This is a genomic window from Ensifer sp. ZNC0028, assembly GCF_000799055.1.
Lineage (GTDB): Bacteria > Pseudomonadota > Alphaproteobacteria > Rhizobiales > Rhizobiaceae > Ensifer.
This window is the reverse complement of record NZ_JTLA01000028.1, coordinates 1-19,817: the sequence shown is the minus strand read 5'-3', so window position 1 is coordinate 19,817 and position 19,817 is coordinate 1. Positions and strand designations below refer to the sequence as shown.

General features: G+C 62.2%; 23 protein-coding genes. 16 read left to right on the top strand and 7 right to left on the bottom strand.

Annotated elements, in window-relative coordinates:
- Positions 1-443 precede the first annotated feature (443 nt).
- Together visN and visR are read left to right on the top strand one after the other, a co-directional pair.
- Positions 444-1,184 carry a transcriptional regulator VisN gene (visN, locus tag L981_RS06415; RefSeq protein ID WP_043613049.1) on the top strand — a complete coding sequence of 247 codons (741 nt, stop codon included), beginning with the start codon at positions 444-446 and terminating at the stop codon, positions 1,182-1,184.
- Between the two features lie 12 nt (positions 1,185-1,196).
- Positions 1,197-1,943: a transcriptional regulator VisR gene (gene visR, locus L981_RS06410; protein ID WP_052201630.1), complete on the top strand. Its 747-nt coding sequence runs from the start codon at positions 1,197-1,199 to the stop codon at positions 1,941-1,943.
- 100 nt (positions 1,944-2,043) lie between these two features.
- Here visR and L981_RS06405 read toward each other — a convergent pair whose 3' ends face one another.
- From L981_RS06405 to motA, 6 genes are all read right to left on the bottom strand, one after another.
- The gene (locus L981_RS06405) at positions 2,044-2,484 is read right to left on the bottom strand and encodes a hypothetical protein (RefSeq protein WP_043613045.1); all 441 of its coding nucleotides are present in this window, start codon (positions 2,482-2,484) and stop codon (positions 2,044-2,046) included.
- A gap of 5 nt (positions 2,485-2,489) precedes the next feature.
- Positions 2,490-3,566, bottom strand: a complete 1,077-nt coding sequence (gene flhB, locus L981_RS06400) for a flagellar biosynthesis protein FlhB (RefSeq protein WP_043613043.1) — start codon at positions 3,564-3,566, stop codon at positions 2,490-2,492.
- A gap of 198 nt (positions 3,567-3,764) precedes the next feature.
- Positions 3,765-4,796 carry a flagellar motor switch protein FliG gene (gene fliG / locus L981_RS06395; protein WP_034796925.1) on the bottom strand — a complete coding sequence of 344 codons (1,032 nt, stop codon included), beginning with the start codon at positions 4,794-4,796 and terminating at the stop codon, positions 3,765-3,767.
- A 29-nt stretch (positions 4,797-4,825) separates the two neighbouring features.
- The gene (gene fliN, locus L981_RS06390; protein WP_043613041.1) at positions 4,826-5,434 is read right to left on the bottom strand and encodes a flagellar motor switch protein FliN; all 609 of its coding nucleotides are present in this window, start codon (positions 5,432-5,434) and stop codon (positions 4,826-4,828) included.
- A 60-nt stretch (positions 5,435-5,494) separates the two neighbouring features.
- Positions 5,495-6,430, bottom strand: a complete 936-nt coding sequence (locus tag L981_RS06385) for a FliM/FliN family flagellar motor switch protein (RefSeq protein ID WP_043613039.1) — start codon at positions 6,428-6,430, stop codon at positions 5,495-5,497.
- A 4-nt stretch (positions 6,431-6,434) separates the two neighbouring features.
- Entirely contained in the window at positions 6,435-7,313 is an 879-nt protein-coding gene (motA, locus tag L981_RS06380; RefSeq protein ID WP_043613037.1) for a flagellar motor stator protein MotA, read from the bottom strand.
- A 182-nt stretch (positions 7,314-7,495) separates the two neighbouring features.
- On the opposite strand from motA, the gene L981_RS06375 reads away from it, so the two are divergent.
- The 14 genes from L981_RS06375 (at position 7,496) to fliP (ending at position 17,236) form a co-directional block, all read left to right on the top strand.
- Positions 7,496-8,275 (top strand): DUF1217 domain-containing protein, encoded by a 780-nt coding sequence (locus L981_RS06375; protein ID WP_043613033.1) that lies wholly within the window; start codon positions 7,496-7,498, stop codon positions 8,273-8,275.
- Between the two features lie 2 nt (positions 8,276-8,277).
- Complete coding sequence (gene flgF, locus L981_RS06370) at positions 8,278-9,003, top strand: flagellar basal-body rod protein FlgF (protein WP_043613031.1); 726 nt, start codon at positions 8,278-8,280, stop codon at positions 9,001-9,003.
- An 18-nt stretch (positions 9,004-9,021) separates the two neighbouring features.
- A complete protein-coding gene (gene fliI / locus L981_RS06365) occupies positions 9,022-10,413 on the top strand; it encodes a flagellar protein export ATPase FliI (RefSeq protein WP_043613184.1) in 1,392 nt (463 codons plus the stop codon).
- Entirely contained in the window at positions 10,413-10,967 is a 555-nt protein-coding gene (locus tag L981_RS06360; protein WP_043613029.1) for a hypothetical protein, read from the top strand. The genes fliI and L981_RS06360 overlap by 1 nt, the downstream gene beginning before the upstream one ends.
- 178 nt (positions 10,968-11,145) lie before the next feature.
- Entirely contained in the window at positions 11,146-11,526 is a 381-nt protein-coding gene (gene flgB / locus L981_RS06355; RefSeq protein WP_034797574.1) for a flagellar basal body rod protein FlgB, read from the top strand.
- A gap of 5 nt (positions 11,527-11,531) precedes the next feature.
- Positions 11,532-11,951, top strand: a complete 420-nt coding sequence (gene flgC, locus L981_RS06350) for a flagellar basal body rod protein FlgC (protein WP_034796910.1) — start codon at positions 11,532-11,534, stop codon at positions 11,949-11,951.
- Positions 11,951-12,292, top strand: coding sequence for a flagellar hook-basal body complex protein FliE (locus tag L981_RS06345; protein WP_043613027.1), 342 nt, complete (start codon positions 11,951-11,953; stop codon positions 12,290-12,292). The genes flgC and L981_RS06345 overlap by 1 nt, the downstream gene beginning before the upstream one ends.
- 11 nt (positions 12,293-12,303) lie before the next feature.
- Positions 12,304-13,092, top strand: coding sequence for a flagellar basal-body rod protein FlgG (gene flgG / locus L981_RS06340; RefSeq protein WP_034796905.1), 789 nt, complete (start codon positions 12,304-12,306; stop codon positions 13,090-13,092).
- Between the two features lie 17 nt (positions 13,093-13,109).
- Positions 13,110-13,619, top strand: a complete 510-nt coding sequence (gene flgA, locus L981_RS06335) for a flagellar basal body P-ring formation chaperone FlgA (protein ID WP_052201629.1) — start codon at positions 13,110-13,112, stop codon at positions 13,617-13,619.
- The gene (locus L981_RS06330; protein WP_043613025.1) at positions 13,616-14,731 is read left to right on the top strand and encodes a flagellar basal body P-ring protein FlgI; all 1,116 of its coding nucleotides are present in this window, start codon (positions 13,616-13,618) and stop codon (positions 14,729-14,731) included. The genes flgA and L981_RS06330 overlap by 4 nt, the downstream gene beginning before the upstream one ends.
- The gene (locus L981_RS06325; RefSeq protein WP_043613023.1) at positions 14,728-15,267 is read left to right on the top strand and encodes a MotE family protein; all 540 of its coding nucleotides are present in this window, start codon (positions 14,728-14,730) and stop codon (positions 15,265-15,267) included. The genes L981_RS06330 and L981_RS06325 overlap by 4 nt, the downstream gene beginning before the upstream one ends.
- Positions 15,264-15,977: a flagellar basal body L-ring protein FlgH gene (flgH, locus tag L981_RS06320; protein WP_043613021.1), complete on the top strand. Its 714-nt coding sequence runs from the start codon at positions 15,264-15,266 to the stop codon at positions 15,975-15,977. Before L981_RS06325 ends, flgH begins: the two co-directional genes overlap by 4 nt.
- Before the next feature lie 18 nt (positions 15,978-15,995).
- Entirely contained in the window at positions 15,996-16,490 is a 495-nt protein-coding gene (locus L981_RS06315; RefSeq protein ID WP_043613019.1) for a flagellar basal body-associated FliL family protein, read from the top strand.
- Positions 16,491-16,498: 8 nt separating this feature from the next.
- The gene (gene fliP, locus L981_RS06310) at positions 16,499-17,236 is read left to right on the top strand and encodes a flagellar type III secretion system pore protein FliP (RefSeq protein ID WP_043613015.1); all 738 of its coding nucleotides are present in this window, start codon (positions 16,499-16,501) and stop codon (positions 17,234-17,236) included.
- Between the two features lie 206 nt (positions 17,237-17,442).
- Here fliP and L981_RS06305 read toward each other — a convergent pair whose 3' ends face one another.
- On the bottom strand, positions 17,443-19,356 hold the full coding sequence (locus tag L981_RS06305) for a glycosyltransferase family 41 protein (RefSeq protein ID WP_043613011.1): 1,914 nt from the start codon (positions 19,354-19,356) through the stop codon (positions 17,443-17,445).
- Positions 19,357-19,817: the final 461 nt, after the last annotated feature.

Here is a 19,817-nt window from a genome sequence, read left to right as displayed (position 1 = left end):
GTGCATTTGAGCAACAGCTATGAAAACAAAGTATAATATCGCGCGCATTCGAAATTCTCTGTGCGCGAAAAACCGTCCTTTTTTGGGATGAAATCCCATCATTTTCCACTCGCAATGCGGCCCCCTCTCTCGTTCCGCGCGCGAAAATCGCTGATTTTCAAGAGAAAAGGCCTTTCCTTTCAAGGCGTTGCGATTCTGAGTCGGTTCATGCGGCAGCAGGTGGGTGTTGGCAGGGGCGTGTGATTGCGAATCGCGACATGCTGGCGACACGAAGTAAATAGCCAGAAGAGGGCGATGTTTTTTTTCTCGCGTCGATGTACATTTTTAGCAGTTGATTCGCGTCCTGATCTGCGACTGGTGGTAATATTCGGCTTCGGCCGGCTGTTGGCGGCGGCAGCGCAAATGCAGTTCCGGGATGTGGATCCGGCACAGGGGCTGAACTCATGGACATTTCGCAAGCAGACATTGCTGTCTGGCCTTTGCCGACGGCACCGACACGCGCACGCGGCGGCGGGTTTTCGCGCGAGCAGCTTTTGCGACGACTGGGCGAAGTCGCCGGGCGCGGCGGTCTCGGAAGCGGCCTTTCGGCGCTGACGGAATATGTCGGCGCGAGCCATTATCTGTTGGCGCGCTATGATCTGTCGCAGGACAGCGGCCTCGACCACGTGGTCTGCTCGGACTGGCCTTTCGACGTCGTCCGGCGGCTTTCCGGCGTGATCACCGCGCTTCATGCCAAGACGACGGAGCTGGAAAAGTGCCTCGCGGTGCTGCAGCCGTGTTTTCATGCGCTTCCCGACAATACCGAATTGCCGCGCGGCATCAGCCGCGAATACTGCGCAGTCACATTCAATGTCGGGCGCCTGCGTTTCTCCCTGATGCTGCTGGTCCCGGAAGACGTGATCCTGTCGCAGGAGAGCCTGCGGGACGTCACGCTTCTGGCGGGCTATCTGGCAAGCTTCACCACGCGCGCCGAAGTGCGCCATGACCGCGACTTCGAGCTGACCGAGCGCGAACTGGAGTGCCTGTTCTGGATTGCCGAAGGCAAGACGAGCGAAGAGATCGCGGTGATCCTCGGCATCTCGCGCAACACCATCAACAATTACATCACCAGCGTCATGCGCAAGACCGCGACCCGGACGCGGTCCGAAGCGATTGCCTACGCGGTGCGCAATAATCTTGTGTAAGGAACGGGCGCGATGACGCATTTTCTTGGCGGCGGGCGGATCGAGGACGAGCAGAAGCTCGCAAGAAACGGCAACCGCGCCGCGCGAGCGGCCACCTTGGTCACGCGCCTGCAAGCCATGCAGCGTCAGATCAACGCCAAGCACTTCGCAGTCCTGCGCCTCAACGGCAAGGGAACGGGCAGCGCCCGAAAGCTCACCTGCGTCCTCGACAACTGGGGCGTCGCAGCGGAAGCCAACGCCCATGATCTCGTCAACGCCTATGGCGAAGAACTGGTCGCGCATCTCGACCAGTCGCTGCTACCGATCCTTTGGGACGGCGCCGGCGAGCACCAGGCGGCCGAGCTCTCCGAGCTTGCGCCTTTCGCGCATCGCCTGAAGGGTCGCAAACTTCCCTATTCCGGCATTGCTTTCCCCGTCAGGCTCGGCGCCCAGGGCAACGGTTACGTCGTCTTTGCCGGCAGTTACGTCGACGCCTCCACGGAGCAGGTGGTCGATCTGCACGGCCGCAGTTGCATGATCATGACCGACCTTCTGGCGGCCGACGAGAAGCGCGTCGCCCCGGCGGAAACCTTGAGCGATCGCGAGATCGCCTGCCTGCAGATGGCCGGCGACGGTCACATCAGCGAAGAGATCGCCGAGCGCATGGGACTTTCGGTCCACACGGTCAACGCCTACCTGGGGGCTGCGACCACCAAGCTCGATTCGGTCAACCGCATCCAGGCGATCGCCAAGGCGATCCGCCTCGGCTACATCAGCTAGCCCCGGACACGACGGACCACGCTGGCCTTTTGAGCAGCGGAGCCGAGGGAATTGCCAGCGTCAATTGCACGTCCAGACGAGATCCGTCCGAGCGGCGCTTTCAGCTCGCCAGCGGCAACTCGTAGGACTTGATGAATTTCGCCTCTGCGAGGCTCCGCGCCAGGAAGGCGGTGTTCTCGTCCGGGTCGGACGAAGGGTTCTGGAAATTGATGTGGCTGATTTCGATCCCGGCCGTCTCGTTGCCGAGCGACAGGCGGACATAGATGGTCACGCCGCGGGGCTTCAGTTCGAGGTCGAGCACGATTTCCGGCTCGCTGTCCCAATCCAGATTGTAGTTGCCACCGAGGCCGAAATTGACCGTGCCGGGCAGAAAATAGAGCTCCGCTGCCGATTCGACGAGGTCAGCGAGGCTGGCATAGGACTCGAACCGCAATAGCGCGATGAAATCGGCGGCGTCGATGAGACGCAGTTCGGTCGCCACAGGGCGAATTGCTTCAGCTACGATCTGTTCTCGCTTCTCGGAGAATTCGCACTTTTTCATCGGAGTTATGTCATCCGTTTTGGTTGCGACGCATGCACGCGGTGAATGAGTTCGGCAACAGCCTTGTAAAACACCGGTGGAATCACACTATCGACCGAGACTTGTGCAAACATGGAGCGTGCAAGCGGCGGGTCCTCGAAGACGGGAATGCCGTTTTTCTCTGCGATTTCACGGATCTTGAGGGCAACCAGGTCCTGGCCCATTGCCACGACGATAGGCGCGTCGCTCTCCTCGCGGACATAACGCAAGGCGACGGCATAGTGGGTCGGGTTGGCGATGACCAGCGTGGCGCGCGGCACCGACGAGATCATGCGCTTGCGCGCCCGGTCGCGCTGCATCGAGCGCAGGCGCGACTTGACGATCGGGTCGCCCTGCGCCTGCTTCATTTCCTCCTTCACTTCCTGCTTGGTCATCATCAGTTCGGTGTACCAATGGTGCCGCGACCAGAAGAGGTCGGCGATCGCCAGCACTGCGGTCGACAGCAGAATGACGATCATGATCTCGTTGAGGTCGCTCGCCATTGTCGAGAACATCGTGACCGGATCGGAAAACATCAGGTCGAGCGTGGCGAAATAGTCGTTCCAGAGCACCAGGACGACGACGACCGACACGATGATGATCTTGAACAACGACTTGCCGAATTCGACCAGGCCCTGGATGCCGAAGATCCGCTTGAGCCCCGCCATCGGTGAAACCCGATTGAGCTTGGGCTGGATGCGGTCGAGAACCGGCAGGGGCAAGTTCTGGAAGATGGAGGCGCCGACACCGAAGACGATCAGCAGGACGAAAACCGGGACAACCAGGGCCGTCGATTTCCAGATCAGATGGGTGATCAGGGCCACGACGTCGGTGGCGTTTTCCAGCCGCCAGGCCTCGGGTTGCTCGAAGATATCCTTGAGCGCCTCGGTGAGGGTGGCGACGCCGTCGGTCAGGAAGAAGACGAAGAAAATGTAGATCGCGAGCGTCGATGCGAACATCGTGGCTTCGCGTGAAAAGGGCACGTTACCCTTTTCGGCGGCGTCGGAGATCTTCTTCTCTGACGGGGCTTCTGTTTTGCTGTCTTTATCCTGATCGTCCGACATGAGACAGGACGGCTCCCAGTTCCTCTGCAGCGACGCGCGTCCGGCGGACATACGCCCTGCATTGCGCCTCCTGTAGTGGACCCAGCGCGGAAACCAGGCAAGAGTTGAGCCCCGGCATTCGCCGGGGCTCAACAGAAATTACCCTTCGGGGAGCGGTCCGTTGGCCGCGTTGCGCGGCTCGTTGGACGGAGGCAGGCCTCACGCGGCCTGCACATCCTTTTCCTTGAGCTCGAGCTGTCCGTTCGCAGCCAGCCGGATGGCTTCCTGCGTGATCGAACGCCGTGCGATGGCGATATCGCGCGGGTTGATGCCGGCATCGCCCATGGCGAGATCGGACTCGATCATGCGGCGCTGGCGCGCGCCGATGGAGGCAAGCACGGATTCGCGCAGTTCCGACGTCGAGCCGCGCAGCGCCATCGTGATGATGTCGGTCGACACGTCGTTGAAGAGCTGAACGCGGCTGCGCTGCGGCATGTAGAGTACGTCGTCGAAGAGGAAGATCTTCGGACGAACCTTGTTGGCCGACGCGGTGCTGAGCGATTCGAGCGAGGCAAGCAGCGTATCGACCTGCGGCTTGTCGAGTTCGTTCATCACCTCGGCGATCTTGGCCGGGCCTGCCGAATTGCGCTCCGCTTCCATCTCGCCGATCATTTCCATGACGCGGTTTTCGATGATTGCGGCGGCCTTCGGGTTGACGTCCTTCATGTTGACGGCGCGCTTCAGGATGTCCGGGCGCTGTTCTTCCGACAGCTGCAGCAGCACCTTGGCACCGAAGCTCGAAGGCATCATCGACAGCACGTAAGCGATCGTCTGTGCATGTTCCTTGGCAAGCTGGACGGAAACGGCGACCGGGTCGCACTCCTGCAGGCGATCCCAGATGTTGGCTTCGTAGGACTGGAAGGTGGCGCGTCGGCCGAGCAGGCCGTCGACTTCGTCCGGCGTCAGGCCTTCCTCGAGAATGCTCTCGATCGCCTTGGCGTTGTCCATGAGGCCAGCACCCTCGGTGAAGAGGTCTTCGAACTCGTTGACGAGGGCTTCGAGCTCATGCGGCGGAATGGCGCGCAGCGACTGCGCCGAGGCGATGATCGACTGCAGTTCGCTCTGGGTGAAGAACTTCAACAGCTTGCTGGCGACGCCCTTGCCCATGGCAAGCAGAACGGCCGCCGCCTTGTCCGTCTGGCTGAGCGGCCTTGATAGCGCCTGAGCCTCGAAACTTTCGAAATCCATCATGGATTCATCCTTCGCCCAATCATTGAGCCCTATGACTTCTTATTGCCCTTGATCTCGATGAGTTTGACGCCGAAGCGGGTATCGTCGCCTTCGAGAACGGTAATTTCGCCACGGCCGATCACGCGACCGTTGACCATGATCTCCACCGGCTCGCCGATGCGGCGATCCAGCGCGATCGTTGCGCCTTCGCTGAGGTTCATGAGGCCCGAAACCTGCATCCGGCTCGAGCCAAGCACGATCTGCACGTCGATCGGAATGTCCATGATCAGATCGAGATTGGCGTTCATGCCACTGCCGGGCGGCGTATCGACGGCCACATCAGCGCTGTCGAAGGACGTAGCGGCAAAATCGGTGCCGCCGAAATCGCTCGTCGCGGCCGCGCCGCCGAGATCGGCGCCGAAGTCGCCGGAGCCGAAATCGCCGCCGAATGCGTCGAGGCCGCCAGCGGCCGGTGCGCCAAAATCACTGCCGAAATCGGTGGTGCCAAGCGTTTCGCCGCCGAATTCGGAGCCGAAAGCATCAGGCGTGTCGGAATCCTGCTTCAGGACACCGCGCAGGTCGTTGATCGCCTGGTCGAGTTCCATATCTCCGACAGCGACTTCGGCCTGTTCGTTGATGGGTGCTTTTTTGGGTGCCATGTGAGAACTATTCCAGTTGAAGCTTGCCTCAGGCATGCTGCGAGCGCGCGGCAGGCCGATTTAACTCATGATGTGGCGAAGGATGTCCTGTTCGGATCCGTGCGTATCCTTGACCCGAACCGTGTATTTCGATCCGGCGCGCCCGAATTCGCAGACATAGAGGTCGCGGCCATTGGCGTTGACATCGACGCGAACGTCCTGGGCATCGAGGAAGGGAATGACGTCGCCCGGTTGCAGGCGGCTGATCGTGTCGAGCGTCAGGCTTTCGAGCCGGATGCGGGCCTCGATCGTCACAGCCGAACGGCGAACCTGTTCCTCCAGCTGTTCCGTCCACTCGGCCTTCGCCTTGCGCTGCTGTCCGCTTCCCTTGGGGAAGACGATCGTCGTCTTCAGAAGCACGCTTTGCGGAACGATGATCGAGAAGGTGGAAAGCACGGGGCCGAAGCCGATCGTCATGTCGATCGCGCCGGCGTGAACGTCCTCGATCATCGGATCGGGCTTGGCGCGCGCCACGCTGTTGAGCGGGCGTTCGACGATTGGCTCGAAGCTGCCAGGCGCATTGACGGCCGTCCTGAGCACGTCGGCGATCTTCTCGAACAGCGGCACGGCCACGTCGATTTCGATCTGGGAAAGGGCGCGCGGCTGCGGCTCCTCGATGCCGGCGGGCTCGGCGCCGAGCAGCGCCTCCACCAGAGCGATGATGATCGGGCTGTCGCAGCCGATCTGAAAGTCCGCGCACCAGTTGCGCAGCGAAACCTCGCTGATCAGCACGCCCGTGCCCATCGACGAGATCAAGTCGCGGCGCATCCCGGTCCGGTGGCCGGCATAGCCGATGGTGATGTCGAGACCCGTCTCCGCCCGGCACATGTCCGGCAGGAATTCGCCGAAGACCTGGCCGAGTTCGAGAGCCAGCCGGCCGATCACCCGGTCGTCGCCGAGCGCGCCGGTCATACGTGCGAGGAGCTTGCGGTCGAATGCGTGAACGTTGGAGGTCATCAGATCAAGCCGCCTTGCTTTCGCCGCCGCCGCCGGGGTTCATCATTTCCTGCTCGACCGCGTCGATGGACGGACGCTCGTAGGCCGAGATGGTCTTGCGGCCATATTCGAGAGCGACCTGCGGAACCGAACCGTTCATGTAGGCAAGCAGTGTCTGCTTGACGATGATGTAGAGCCGGTTCTGCTTCTCGCGCACCGATTTGACGTTGGCCACGAGCGGCGCGACGATCGAATAGGAAAGAAACACGCCGAGCAGTGTGCCGACGAGAGCGGCCGCGATCTTGGCGCCGAGAACTTCGGGCGCCTCGCTGATCGCGCCCATCGCCTTGATGACGCCGAGAACGGCCGCGACGATACCGATCGCCGGGAAGGCGTCGCCCATCGTGTTCAGCGCGTGGTAGCACTTCATCTTGTCGTGGGTGATGGTCTGGATTTCCTCGTCCATCAGCGCTTCGATCTCGTGCGAGCGGGCGTTTCCAATGATGATCAGGCGCACGTAGTCGCAGATGAAGGCGGTCAGTTCCTTGTTCTTCAGAACCGTCGGCGCCGACTGGAAGATCGTGGATTCCTCGGGGTTGTCGATGTGGCTTTCGATCTCGTTGCGCGACTTGGTGCGCAGGTCGCGCATCAGCGAATAGAGAACGCCGAGCGTGTCGAGATACTCGCGTTCCTTCGGCACCTTGTGGCGAAAGGCTTCGCCAAGCGCCTTGCCGGTATCCTTCACCACCTTCATCGAGTTGGCCATGATGAAGCCGCCGACGCCGGCGCCGCCGATGATCAGCAGTTCGAACGGCTGGTTGAGGACTTCCATGTGGCCGCCCATCGCCAGATAGCCGCCGAGGATACAGCCGAACGTCACAAGAAGTCCGATGATGATGTTCATATTCGATACCTGTCGCGATCTTATTTTCCGCTAACGGGATACGGTTTCATCCTTGCGTGAGGCTGGCCGGTCCTGGCGACAGGGCCACCTGGCGGAACAGGTTCGCGCAAGGCTGCCCGGTCAGGATTTGTCAGAACAGGCTCAGGGGCTGCCTGTCTCATTCCGGCAGGGGCGGAGCGATCGTGACCACGACTTATACGAGCTACAAGCTGATTACGGCCGACTTGACGAAGTCGCTGGCCCGTGTTGCCGAGCAGCCCGATGTGGCGCGCGAGACTGCGTACTATCTGTCGAAGATCGGTGACGTCAAAACGATCGACGACTTCTTTGCCGATACCCGCCTCTACAATTACGCGATGAAGGCGCACGGCCTCGAAGACATGGCCTATGCCAAGGCCTTCATGCGCAAGGTGCTGACGGAAGGCGTCGACAACGAAGATGCCTTCGCCAACAAGCTGACCGACAACCGCTACAAGCAGCTCGTCGAATCGCTGAATTTTGCAGCCCACGGCGCGGCCGCCACGTCGTTTGATCGTGCGCAGAAGGGCGTCGCAGAAAAATATACGCGCCAGACCCTGGAACAGGACGCAGGCGAAGAGAATGCCGGCGTCAGGCTTGCCCTTTATTTTTCCCGCATGGCGCCGACGATCAACAGCGGCTACGCCATCATCGCCGACGAGGCGATCGCCCAGGTGGTGCGCACGGCCCTGCAGCTGCCCGACGAATTTGCAGCGACCAATGTCGATCGCCAGGCCGAGACCTATGAGCAGGCGCTCGATTTCAAGGACTTCCAGGACCCGACCAAGGTTGCCGATTTTCTCGACCGGTTCACTGCGCTCTGGGAAACCAAAAATTCAACGGACGGTTATGATCCGCTCGCGGTCTTCGGCTCATCGAGCGGCTACGGCATTTCTTCCGATCTTCTCCTGTCCATCAACAGCCTGAAACTCGGGGGAAACTGAGCGTGCAAACCGGTCTTTACGTTGCGATTTCGTCGCAGATGGCGCTTGAAAAGCGCCTCAACACACTTGCCGACAACATCGCGAACGCCAACACCGTCGGCTTCCGTGGCACCGAGGTGAAGTTCAACCAGATGCTCGGCGACACCAAGCCGACCAAGGTTGCCTATGTCAGCAAGGGCGAGGAGTTCCTGAACACCAGCAACGGTTCGCTGACGCGCACGGGCTCGGCGCTCGATTTTGCCGTCAAGGGCGACGCCTGGTTCCAGATCGAGACGCCCGCCGGCCCGGCGCTGACGCGCGACGGGCGGTTCACGCTAACGGATACCGGCGAACTGGTCACCATCCGCGGCTATCCGGTGCTCGACGCCGGCGGCGCGCCGATCCAGCTCAACGGCAACGGCGGCGAGATTACCGTCGGCGCCGATGGCGCGCTTCACCAGAACGGTGTCGCCGTCGCCTCGCTCGGCCTCTACGAGGCCGATTTCAGCAAGGGGTTCGTTCGCCTCGACAACAGCGCGGTTCAGCCGGCGGCACAGGTCGAGCCGGTCGTCGACCGTTTCGATGTCGGCGTCATGCAGGGCTTCCTCGAAGAGTCCAACGTCAATGCCATTCAGGAAATGTCGCAGCTGATCATGGTCACCCGTGCCTTCGACAACATCACCGCCCTGCTGCGTGACGGCGAAGGATCGCTTGAAGAAGCGGTCAAGACGCTTGGCGGCAGCCGCTAACCTGTGACGGACATCGGCATGCAAAGCGAAGGCCAGAAAACGAGCGCAGGATCGACATCTCTGGCGGCACTTGCCGGCCTGGTCGAACGCTATGCCAAACCCGAATTCTCGATCGCGCCCGGCGGTCACGTCCAGACGATCTCGCCTGGCCACTACACGGTGACCGGCCTGTCGCGGCATGTGCGGCTCGGCGATTTCGTCGCCCACAAGAGCGTCACTGGGACCCATCTCGGCGAGGTGGTTCGGGTCGAACCGGAGCGGGTGGTCGTCTGCCCGATCGAGCCCGGCGATCCGATCGGCATCCATGACACCGTCATTCGCAAGGGCGCCTTCCGTGTCGCGCCGACCGACCAATGGTGCGGCCGTGCGATCAATGCGCTCGGCGAGCCGATCGATGGTCTCGGTCCCCTGCAACAGGGCGACGTACGCCGCTCGATCACCAACACCGCGCCGCCGTCGATGACCCGCAAGCGGGTCGAGAAGGGTTTCCTGACCGGCGTGCGCGCGATCGACATCTTCTCGCCGCTCTGCCTCGGCCAGCGTCTCGGCATCTTCGCCGGCTCCGGCGTCGGCAAGTCGACGCTGCTCTCCATGCTGGCGCGCGCCGATGCCTTCGACAAGGTGGTGATTGCCCTGGTCGGCGAACGCGGCCGTGAAGTGCGCGAATTCATCGAGGACACACTGGGCGACAATCTGGCGAAGTCCGTCGCGGTCGTCGCGACAAGTGACGAGAGCCCGATGCTACGCAAGATGGCGCCGCTGACCGCCGTCACCATCGCCGAGCATTATCGCGACAACGGTGACAACGTTCTGTTGATCGTCGACAGCGTCACCCGCTTCGCCCATGCAATCCGCGAGGTCGCAACCGCGTCCGGCGAGCCGCCGATCGCGCGCGGCTATCCGGCCTCCGTCTTCACCGAACTGCCGCGCCTGCTGGAGCGCGCCGGCCCGGGCACCGAAGGCGCGGGCACGATCACGGCGATCATCTCCATCCTCGTCGACGGCGACAACCACAACGATCCGGTTGCCGACTCGACGCGCGGCATCCTCGACGGCCACATCGTTCTCGAGCGCAGCCTTGCGGAGGAGGGGCGGTACCCGCCGATCAATCCGCTCGCCTCGATCTCGCGTCTCGCGCGCAAGGCCTGGACCCCCGACCAGGAGAAACTGGTCTCGCGCCTGAAGGCGCTGATCCACCGCTTCGAAGAGACCCGCGACCTTCGCCTGATCGGCGGCTACCGCCCGGGTGGCGATCCGGACCTCGACATGGCGATCAAGCAGGTCCCGGTCATCTACGAGGTCCTGACGCAGACCGCCGGTGAGCGCCCGGCACAGGACGCCTTTTCCGATCTCGCCAACGCGCTGAAGGCGGCGGCGATGGGCAATCAGCCGGGTGCGAGAGCGAGGTGATGACCATGACCGATTATGATGCGGACGAGATGGTTCATCAGCGCAAGCGAAGCCGCATGCCGATGACCGACAAGTTCCTGGCCGCGACCGGCGTGGCGCTTGCCGCTTTCGCGACTTTCTTTCCCTGGTATGCCTTCTTCCACCAGGACAAGTTCACCATGCCGCCCTTGTGGCAGGGCTCGACCCGCGACCTGCCGGAGCGCGCCGCGCGCAACGTCGTCTCGGTCTCCCCGCTCGCCATGCCCGACGCGGACGGCGAGACCATGGCCGCCATCGACCAACTGACGACGGCGACCGTGCCCGGCATTGGCGGTGGTCCGGGGCCGGAAGGGGCAGCCACGGAAGAGGGGCTGTCACAGCCTTTTCCCGGCAAGTCCGGCTTCAAGCTGATGCATGTCGCCAACGGTCGTGCGCTGATCGAGGATGCGAGCGGCATGTACATCGTGCGCGTCGGTTCGGTTCTGCCCGACAACACGCGTCTTGCCACGCTCGAGCAGCGGGATGGCCACTGGGTGATGATCACCTCCTCCGGCGAAATGTACCAGGCCAACTGACTTAGGCTTGCCTTCTTGCCCACGAGGGCCGCGCCATCTCTGACGGATGCCGCGGCTTTCCGCCGTTTACAGGCAATCTCCGGCCGTCGCCGCCGCGTTCCCTCGGGCATCGCTTTCCGACGAAAGTCCCACGCAAGATTACCGGCCTAGGTTCGCATCACCAAGCATGGAGCTTTTGATGCAACCGATTCAGCTTTTCGAACTCGCGTCCCGGCAGGCCCAGTGGCTGACCGTTCGCCAGAACGTGGTGGCCGGCAACATCGCCAATGCGAACACGCCGCACTACAAGGCCAAGGACGTCAAGCCGTTCGAAAGCGTTCTGCAGGACGCCGGCATCCAGATGGCGGCGACCAACAAGATGCATTTCACGGACGGCCTCGCAGCCTCTCAGGTGGCTGAAGTCGGCATGGTCGACGGTGTGCAGATCCAGCAATCGGGCAACAGCGTCGCGATCGAGCAGGAAATGATGAAGACCGGCGAAATCAAGCGCGACTACGAGCTCTCCGCGGGCCTCGTAAAGGCCTTTCACCGAATGATGCTAATGGCGGTACGGAAGTAAGAACCATGGATCCATTGACCTCGGCCCTCAAGGTATCGGCCTCCGGCCTGCAGGCGGAATCGACCCGCCTGCGCATCGTCTCCGAAAACATCGCCAACGCCCGCTCCACCGGCGATACGCCGGGCGCGGATCCCTATCGGCGCAAGACCATCAGCTTTGCCGCCGAAGTGGACCGCGCAAGCGGCGCCTCGCTGGTCGAGATCGAGCGCCAGGGAACGGACGATTCGGACTTCAACATCGAGTTCGATCCGGGCAATCCGGCCGCCAACGAAAAGGGCATGGTCAAGCTGCCGAACGTCAACATCCTGGTCGAGATGGCCGATATGCGCGAAGCCAACCGCGCCTATGAGGCGAACCTGCAGACCATCAAGCAGTCCCGCGACCTGATTTCCCAGACAATCGACCTGTTGAGAGCCTCGCAATAATGATCGATGCAGTTAAATCCCTCGGCGCGTTCTCGGTCACCAAAGAGACCGACGGCACCCACTCTACGTCATCCTCGTCGTCGATCTTCGGCATGCCGGCCGCCACCCAGGGCGTGCCGCAGGGGCAGAGCTTCGCTTCGGTTCTCGGCGACATGGCGACCGACGCCATCGGCGCGATGAAGAAGGCGGAAGGCATGTCGCTCGACGGCATTCGCGGCCAGGCAAACACCCGTGAGGTGGTCGATGCGGTGATGAGCGCCGAACAGTCGCTGCAGACCGCGATCGCGATCCGCGACAAGGTGGTCACCGCCTACCTCGAAATTGCGCGCATGCAGATCTGAAGGAACGAGACATGAAGGCCCTTTCCATTGCCGCCACCGGCATGAACGCCCAGCAGCTGAACCTCGAAGTCATCGCGAACAACATCGCGAACATCAACACGACGGGTTACAAGCGCGCGCGCGCCGAGTTTTCCGATCTGCTGTACCAGACCGAACGCGCTCAGGGCGTGCCGAACCGCTCCAACCAGGCGATCGTTCCGGAAGGCGCGATCATCGGCCTCGGCGTGCAGACGGCAGCCGTGCGCAATCTTCACATCCAGGGCAGCATGGTTTCGACCGGCAACGAGTACGACCTGGCGCTGATCGGCCGCGGCTGGTTCCAGGTCGAAACGCCCGATGGCGAGACGGTCTATACCCGCGCCGGCGCCTTCAACAAGAATGCCCAGGGCCAGCTCGTAACGATCGACGGCTACACCGTTGTTCCGGGTATCACCGTTCCGCAGGACGCGACCGACATCGTCTTCACCAGCTCCGGCCAGGTGATGGTGCGCATCGGCAACGACCCCGCCATGCAGGAAATCGGCCAGCTGACGATCGCCAACTTCGTCAACGAGGCGGGTCTCGAGCCGCAGGGCGAAAACCTCTTCAAGCAGACGCCGGCCTCCGGCGACGCGATCGTCGGCACGCCGGCCGATCCGGGCTTCGCGCAGATCAAGCAGAAGTATCTCGAAGCGTCCAACGTCGATCCGGTCAAGGAAATCACCGACCTGATCTCGGCGCAGCGCGCCTACGAGATGAACTCCAAGATCATTCAGGCCGCCGACGAAATGGCGGCCACGGTGAGCAAGAACCTCAGGTAACGAAAGAGGGGGCAAACATGACGTTTCGCCGATCCGCAGACATCAAGGCTTCGAAGGCCGGCCGCGCCAGGGCGCGGCGGCTGGCGGCTGGCGCGCTCCTTGCCGCCGCTTTCCTGTTGCCTTCGGCAGGTTATGCGGAACGGCTGACGGCGGTAATCCCCACGCAGACCATCTATCCGGGCGAAACCGTCGATGCGAGCCGCGTCGAAGTCGTCGACGTCACCAACCCTGATCTCGCCGACGGTTACATCAGAACGCTGGGCGAGATCGACGGCAAGGTCACCAAGCGCACGCTTCTTCCCGGCCGGGTGATTCTCGCGAGCGCGCTGCGCGAGCAGTACGCCGTCGAGCGCGGTTCGACCGTGCGCCTCGTCTTTAGCAATGGCGGCCTGACCATCAGCGCTGCCGGATCGCCGCTCCAGGACGCCGCCGTCGGCGAACTGATCCGGGCGCGCAACATCGATACCGGCGTCATCGTTTCCGGAACGGTGATGGCCGACGGCACTGTCCATGTGGTGGCGAAATGAAAATGCTTGCATGCAAATGGTTCCTGTCGCTGGCCGTCGCGTTTTCCATGGCGCTGACGCCCGCCTTCGGCGCATCCAGGATCAAGGACGTCGCCTCGCTTCAGGCCGGTCGTGACAACCAGCTCATCGGATACGGCCTCGTCGTCGGCCTCCAGGGCACGGGCGACAGCCTGCGCTCGTCGCCGTTCACCGACCAGTCGATCCGCGCGATGCTGCAGAATCTCGGCATCTCCACCCAGGGCGGCGAGTCCCGGACGCGCAACGTCGCGGCCGTGCTGGTGACGGCGAACCTGCCGCCTTTCGCCAGCCCCGGCAGCCGCGTCGATGTGACCGTCGGCTCGCTCGGCGACAGCACGTCGCTGCGCGGCGGCACGCTGGTCATGACCTCGCTTTCAGGTGCCGACGGCCAGATCTATGCGGTCGCGCAAGGCTCCGTCGTCGTCACCGGCTTCAACGCGCAGGGCGATGCTGCGACCCTCAACCAGGGTGTCACGACGTCTGGTCGCGTGCCGAACGGCGCCATCATCGAGCGCGAGCTGCCGTCGAAGTTCAAGGACGGCTTCAATCTTGTGCTGCAGCTGCGCAATCCTGATTTCTCGACCGCCGTCGGCATGGCCGCAGCGATCAACAAATATGCGGCCCAGCAATATGGCGGTCGCATTGCGGAAGCCCGCGATAGCCAGGCCGTTCTCGTCGAGAAGCCGAAGATGGCGGATCTCGCGCGGCTGATGGCCGACATCGAAAACATCGTCATCGAAACCGACGTGCCCGCGCGCGTCGTCATCAACGAACGCACCGGCACGATCGTCATCGGCCAGGATGTCCGGGTCAACGAGGTGGCCGTCAGTTACGGAACCTTGACCGTGGAAGTCAGCGAGACGCCGACGGTGGTGCAGCCGCTGCCCTTCTCGCGCGGACAGACGGCGATGGAGCCGAACACGACCATCAACGCGCAGTCCGACGGCGGCACGGTGGCGATCCTCAACGGGTCGAGCCTTCGCTCGCTCGTCGCCGGCCTCAACAATATCGGCGTCAAGCCGGATGGCATCATCGCTATCCTGCAGAGCATCAAGACGGCCGGTGCCCTCCAGGCGGAGCTCGTGCTGCAATGACGGCAAACGACAATCATTCTCTCGGCCTGACGCCCAAGCTGCTGCTCGCCGCAGCGGCTGTCGCGTCCATGCTCTCGATGCCCGGCGCCTTCGCCCAGGACGTCACGGCGCCGCCGGCCAGCGACGCGACCCAGAACGAAATCCAGCAGTTCTGCACCAACATCGCCGATGCCGCGCGCGACCAGCGCTATGTGCTGCAGCGCAAGGATCTCGAAACGCTGCAGGCCAGCATCGACGAGCGTATCGCAACGCTCGAAAAGCGCCGCGACGAATACGAAGACTGGCTGAAGCGCCGCAACGATTTCCTGAAACAGGCGGAACTCAACCTCGTCGGCATCTACAAGACGATGAAGCCGGACGCAGCTGCCGGGAAGCTTGAGATGGTGAGGCCCGAAATCGCCGCCGCCATCGTCATGCAGCTGCCGGCGCGCCAGTCGTCGTTGATCCTGAGCGAAATGAGCGACGAGAAGGCGGCGGTTCTCACCAACATCATCTCGAGCGCCAGCGACCCGAACACCTCGAAGGAACCATCATGAAAACGCGTCTAACGGCTATACTGACCGGGGCCGCCCTCCTTGCGGGATGTCAGAACCAGGCGCTCAACGAAATCGGCCGCGCGCCGTCGATGAGCCCGATCGGCAGCGGCCTGCAATATTCGCAGACGCCGCAGCTGGCGATGTACCCGAAGCAGCCGCGCCAGATGACGAACGGCTATTCGTTGTGGAACGACCAGCAGGCGGCCCTCTTCAAGGACGCACGCGCGATCAATGTCGGCGACATCCTGACGGTCGACATCAAGATCAACGAAGGCGCCACCTTCGACAACAAGACCGACCGCAGCCGCAAGAATGCGAGCGGCTTCAACATCGGCGCCAACGGCAAGTCGCAGACGAGCGATTTCGATTGGTCCGGCGAACTGAAATACGGCTCGAACACCAAGACCGAAGGCGACGGCAAGACCGAGCGCTCGGAAAAGCTGCGCCTGCTCGTTGCGGCCGTCGTGACCGGCGTGCTCGAAAACGGCAACCTGTTGATCAGCGGTTCGCAGGAAGTGCGCGTCAACCATGAACTGCGCATCCTGAACGTCGCCGGCATCGTCCGGCCGCGGGACGTCGATGCCGACAACGTCATCTCCTACGACCGCATCGCCGAGGCGCGCATCTCCTACGGTGGCCGTGGCCGCCTGACTGAAGTGCAGCAGCCGCCCTACGGCCAGCAGTTCATGGATCTATTTTCGCCGATCTGATCGGCAGGGAACGGCAAGATGGAAGAACTCGATTCCAACGCTCCGAAGCCTCCGTCGAAGGTGTTGACCATTGCGGCCATCGCCGTGCTGACGCTGGTTGCCGGTGGCGGCGGCTGGCTGGTCGGCGGCCTGCTCGCGCCACCGCCGCCGAAGGAGCAGGTGGAAGCAGCCAAAGAGCCGGCCGCCAATGCGACCGGCGAAGAGGGGCTGCCGAAGGTCGCGATCGAAGCGAACGGCGTTGTCCAGCTCGACCCGATCACCACGAACCTTGCCTATCCCTCGGAAAACTGGATCCGCCTGGAAGTGGCGCTGCAGTTCGACGGCGTGCCCGACCCGAAACTGGCCGAGCAGATCCACCAGGATATCGCCGCCTACCTGAAAACCGTCTCCCTGCAGCAGATCCAGGGACCGCGCGGCTTTCAATATCTCCGGGATGACATCCAGGAGCGGGTTGACCTGCGCTCCGATGGGCGCGTAACCAATGTGATGTTCAGAACCTTCGTCATCCAATGATTCGATAAATGGTCCGGCTAGTCGCCTTTATAGTTGCCATGATGGCGATGTCCGGTATTGCCGGCGCCCAGAGCTTCCCCTCTGATATCCTGAATACGCCTGTCGACGGCTCTGCCGCCTCGTGGATCATCCGCACTTTCGGTCTTCTGACCGTGCTGTCGGTGGCCCCCGGCATCCTGATCATGGTCACCAGCTTTCCACGCTTCGTGATCGCCTTTGCGATCCTGCGCACCGGCATGGGCCTGGCAACGACGCCGTCCAACATGATCATGGTTTCGCTGGCGCTGTTCATGACCTTCTATGTCATGGGGCCGACCTTCGATCGCGCCTGGCGGGACGGCATCGACCCGCTGATGAAGAACCAGATCACCGAGACGGAAGCGATCCCCCGGATCACCGAGCCGTTCCGCGACTTCATGCTCGCCAATACGCGCGACAAGGACCTGCAGCTCTTCATCGACATCGCCAAGGAAAAGGGCCAGACGGTCGTCGTCGATGATAAAGTCGACCTGCGCGCCGTCGTGCCGGCCTTCATGATCTCGGAAATTCGCCGCGGCTTCGAAATCGGCTTCCTGATCATGCTGCCGTTCCTGGTGATCGACCTGATCGTCGCCACGATCACCATGGCCATGGGCATGATGATGCTGCCGCCGACGGCGATCTCGCTGCCGTTCAAGATTCTCTTCTTCGTCTTGATCGACGGCTGGAACCTGCTCGTCGGCAGCCTGGTGCGCTCCTTCAGTTGAGCCTGCCGCGCAAACCTGCGCGGCGCGGCAACGACAGATCAAAAATTCAAAGAGGAAAGGCGTGCCCGACAGACCGCGATGGGCTCACCTTTGACGCATGACGCTCCGGATCATTCGCGTCATCGGGCGTCGCGATCTTCGAAACGGGACAACAAAAAAGGCAGCGCCGCGGCGCTGCCTTTTGTCTTTTTAGGAATTGTCGCCGTTCAGCGTTCGAACGACCCGCTGCGCGGCGGCAACGCCGGAACGTCGATGTGATCGGGTGCAAGTCCGCGCTTGGCGCGATCGGCCATCATTTCGTAGCCCGTTTCCAGGTGCTGGCAGAAACGTTCCGCGTCGAACAGCGGCATCCGGAACCGGTTCTCGTCCAGCCTCTTCCGATAGTCGGCGATCTTGTCACGGTTGTTGTAGAGCGCGACAGCTTCCTTGACGTAGTCCTCCGGTCCGGCGGCCACGAGCTCCGGCACGCCGATGGCGTTCAGCAAGCTCTCGCTCACGCGTGAAGCGAAGTTCGTGCCTTTGAAGGAGAGCACCGGCAGGCCTGCCCAGAGCTGCTCGGATGTGGTCGTGTGGCCGTTGTAGGGATAGGTGTCGAGGCCGAGATCGGCCAGCGGAACGCGGTCGACGTGGTTCTGGTAGGCGAGCTTGCCGCAGATGACGATGCGCTTGGTATCGATGCCGGCGCTCTTGAACTTGGCCAGCAGATTTGTGCGTGCGTCCGCCCTGTCGCACAGCACCCACAGCAGGCTTCCCGGCGTCTGGCGGAGGATGTCGACCCAGAGGTTGACCGTCTGAAGCGAGATCTTGCGGTTTGCGTTGAAGGAGGCAAACACGAATGCATCTTCGGGAAGGCCGACATTCTGTCGCGACATCGCCCGTGGGCGCGCGCGCTCGTAGGGATCGTTGGGCTGGTAGGTCTCCGGCAGACGGCAGTACTTTTCATAGTAATGCGCCTTGCTGCTGTCCGGAAGCACGCACGGGTCGCCGATGATGTAGTCGAGATCGACGTTGACCGTGGTGCCTGGGAAGCCCAGCCAGCCGACCTGCACGGGAGCTGCCGCCCGGTTGAAGATAGAGACCCGGCTTTCGAGCGTGTGCCCCTTCAGGTCGACGAGAATGTCGATGTTTTCCTGGCGAATGACGTGCGCGGCCTCGTCGTCGGAGAGGTCGCCGATCTCGACGATCCTCCCCCATTTTGCGCGTATGTCCTGGTCGCGCGTCGCAAGCGCGCTCTTGGTATGGCAGAAGAGGGTGACATCGAAGCGCGTCTTGTCGTGCGCCATCAGCACCGCCTTCAGCAGCTTCATCGTCGCATGGTCGTCCCAGAAATCGGCGGAAACATAGCCGATGCGGATACGCTCGCCCCAGCTGTGCGGCGCGGCGCGGCGGACTTCCGTCAGGCTGCTCGGGAACGGGTTGAGCTGTGCGCCGGCGACACGGTTGAAGCTTTCGTCGCCGCACCAGGTCGCATGATAGTAGGGCGCTTCAGCCGCAAGAATTTCGGTCTGCCCGGCTTTCAGCGCCCTCTGGATGTCGCGTTCGTGCTTCTCGACCTCGGCATAGTCGTTGGCTTCGCGCGCATAGACGAGATGAGCCGAACGCAACGTGGTGTTCTTCGGGTTGTTGCGGAAGAGGTTGGCGAGCGCGTCACGATCTTGCAGGTCGTTGATCTCGGCGGTCAACAGCTTGAAGGCAAGCGCATTGTGCAGGCGGTTGGTGCTCAAGGTCAGCGGCGCCTTGAAAAGCCCGAGGATTTCCTTTTCGCCGCGCTTGAGGAAGATCGAGGCGATGATGAAGGCGATCTCGGCGTCCGTCTTGGCCTTCTCCAGAAGCGGCAGTCCGATGCTCAGCGCCTCGTCCTCCTGCCCGTTTGCGAAGTAGAGCTTCATGGCGTCGGTGAGGTAATCCTCCGCCCGCGAGCCGCCGGCTTCGCCGGCGAGCTGGTAGGCGCGGGCCGCCTCAGCCTTGAAGCCGAGTTTTACAAGCACCTTCGCCAGAAGCACGTAGGTCTTGGTGTCGCGGTTGATCCCCATCAGCACATTCAGCTGGTTGAGCGCGTCTGTGTACTGCCCCTTCTGGTATTGCCGGGAGGCGGTCGAAAAGATGGCTTGGGCGTTCACTAAGAGCTCCGTCGAAGAGGTGCGGCGACCGGCGCCGGCTTGCTAGTCCTTGTTCGAAGGCGAGTTTACTTGGGGGAGCTTGCCTCAGGCAGGAGCGAACGACCGTCCGACACATCTATGCAGGCGGCGGCGGGGACTGTGCCCCCTGCATCCGGGAGACCATTAAAGTCTTGTTAAGTATAAGTTATCTCGGACGAAGCTGCCTTGGGCATTTAATCAATTCGCAAGCTTTGCACGCGATAGTCCCTTTCACATGACGGGTTTGGTTTCTTCCGAGATAGTTGGAACCGAGTGGCATGAAGCCGATCCGCCATCACCGGGAAGTCCGGTATGTCCCCTAAATCGTCTAAAGTAATCAAGGGACACTCTAATGACGAGCATCATCACCAATTCTTCCGCCATGGGCGCACTCGCCACCCTGCGTTCGATCAACTCCTCGATGGAAACCACCCAGGAGCGTA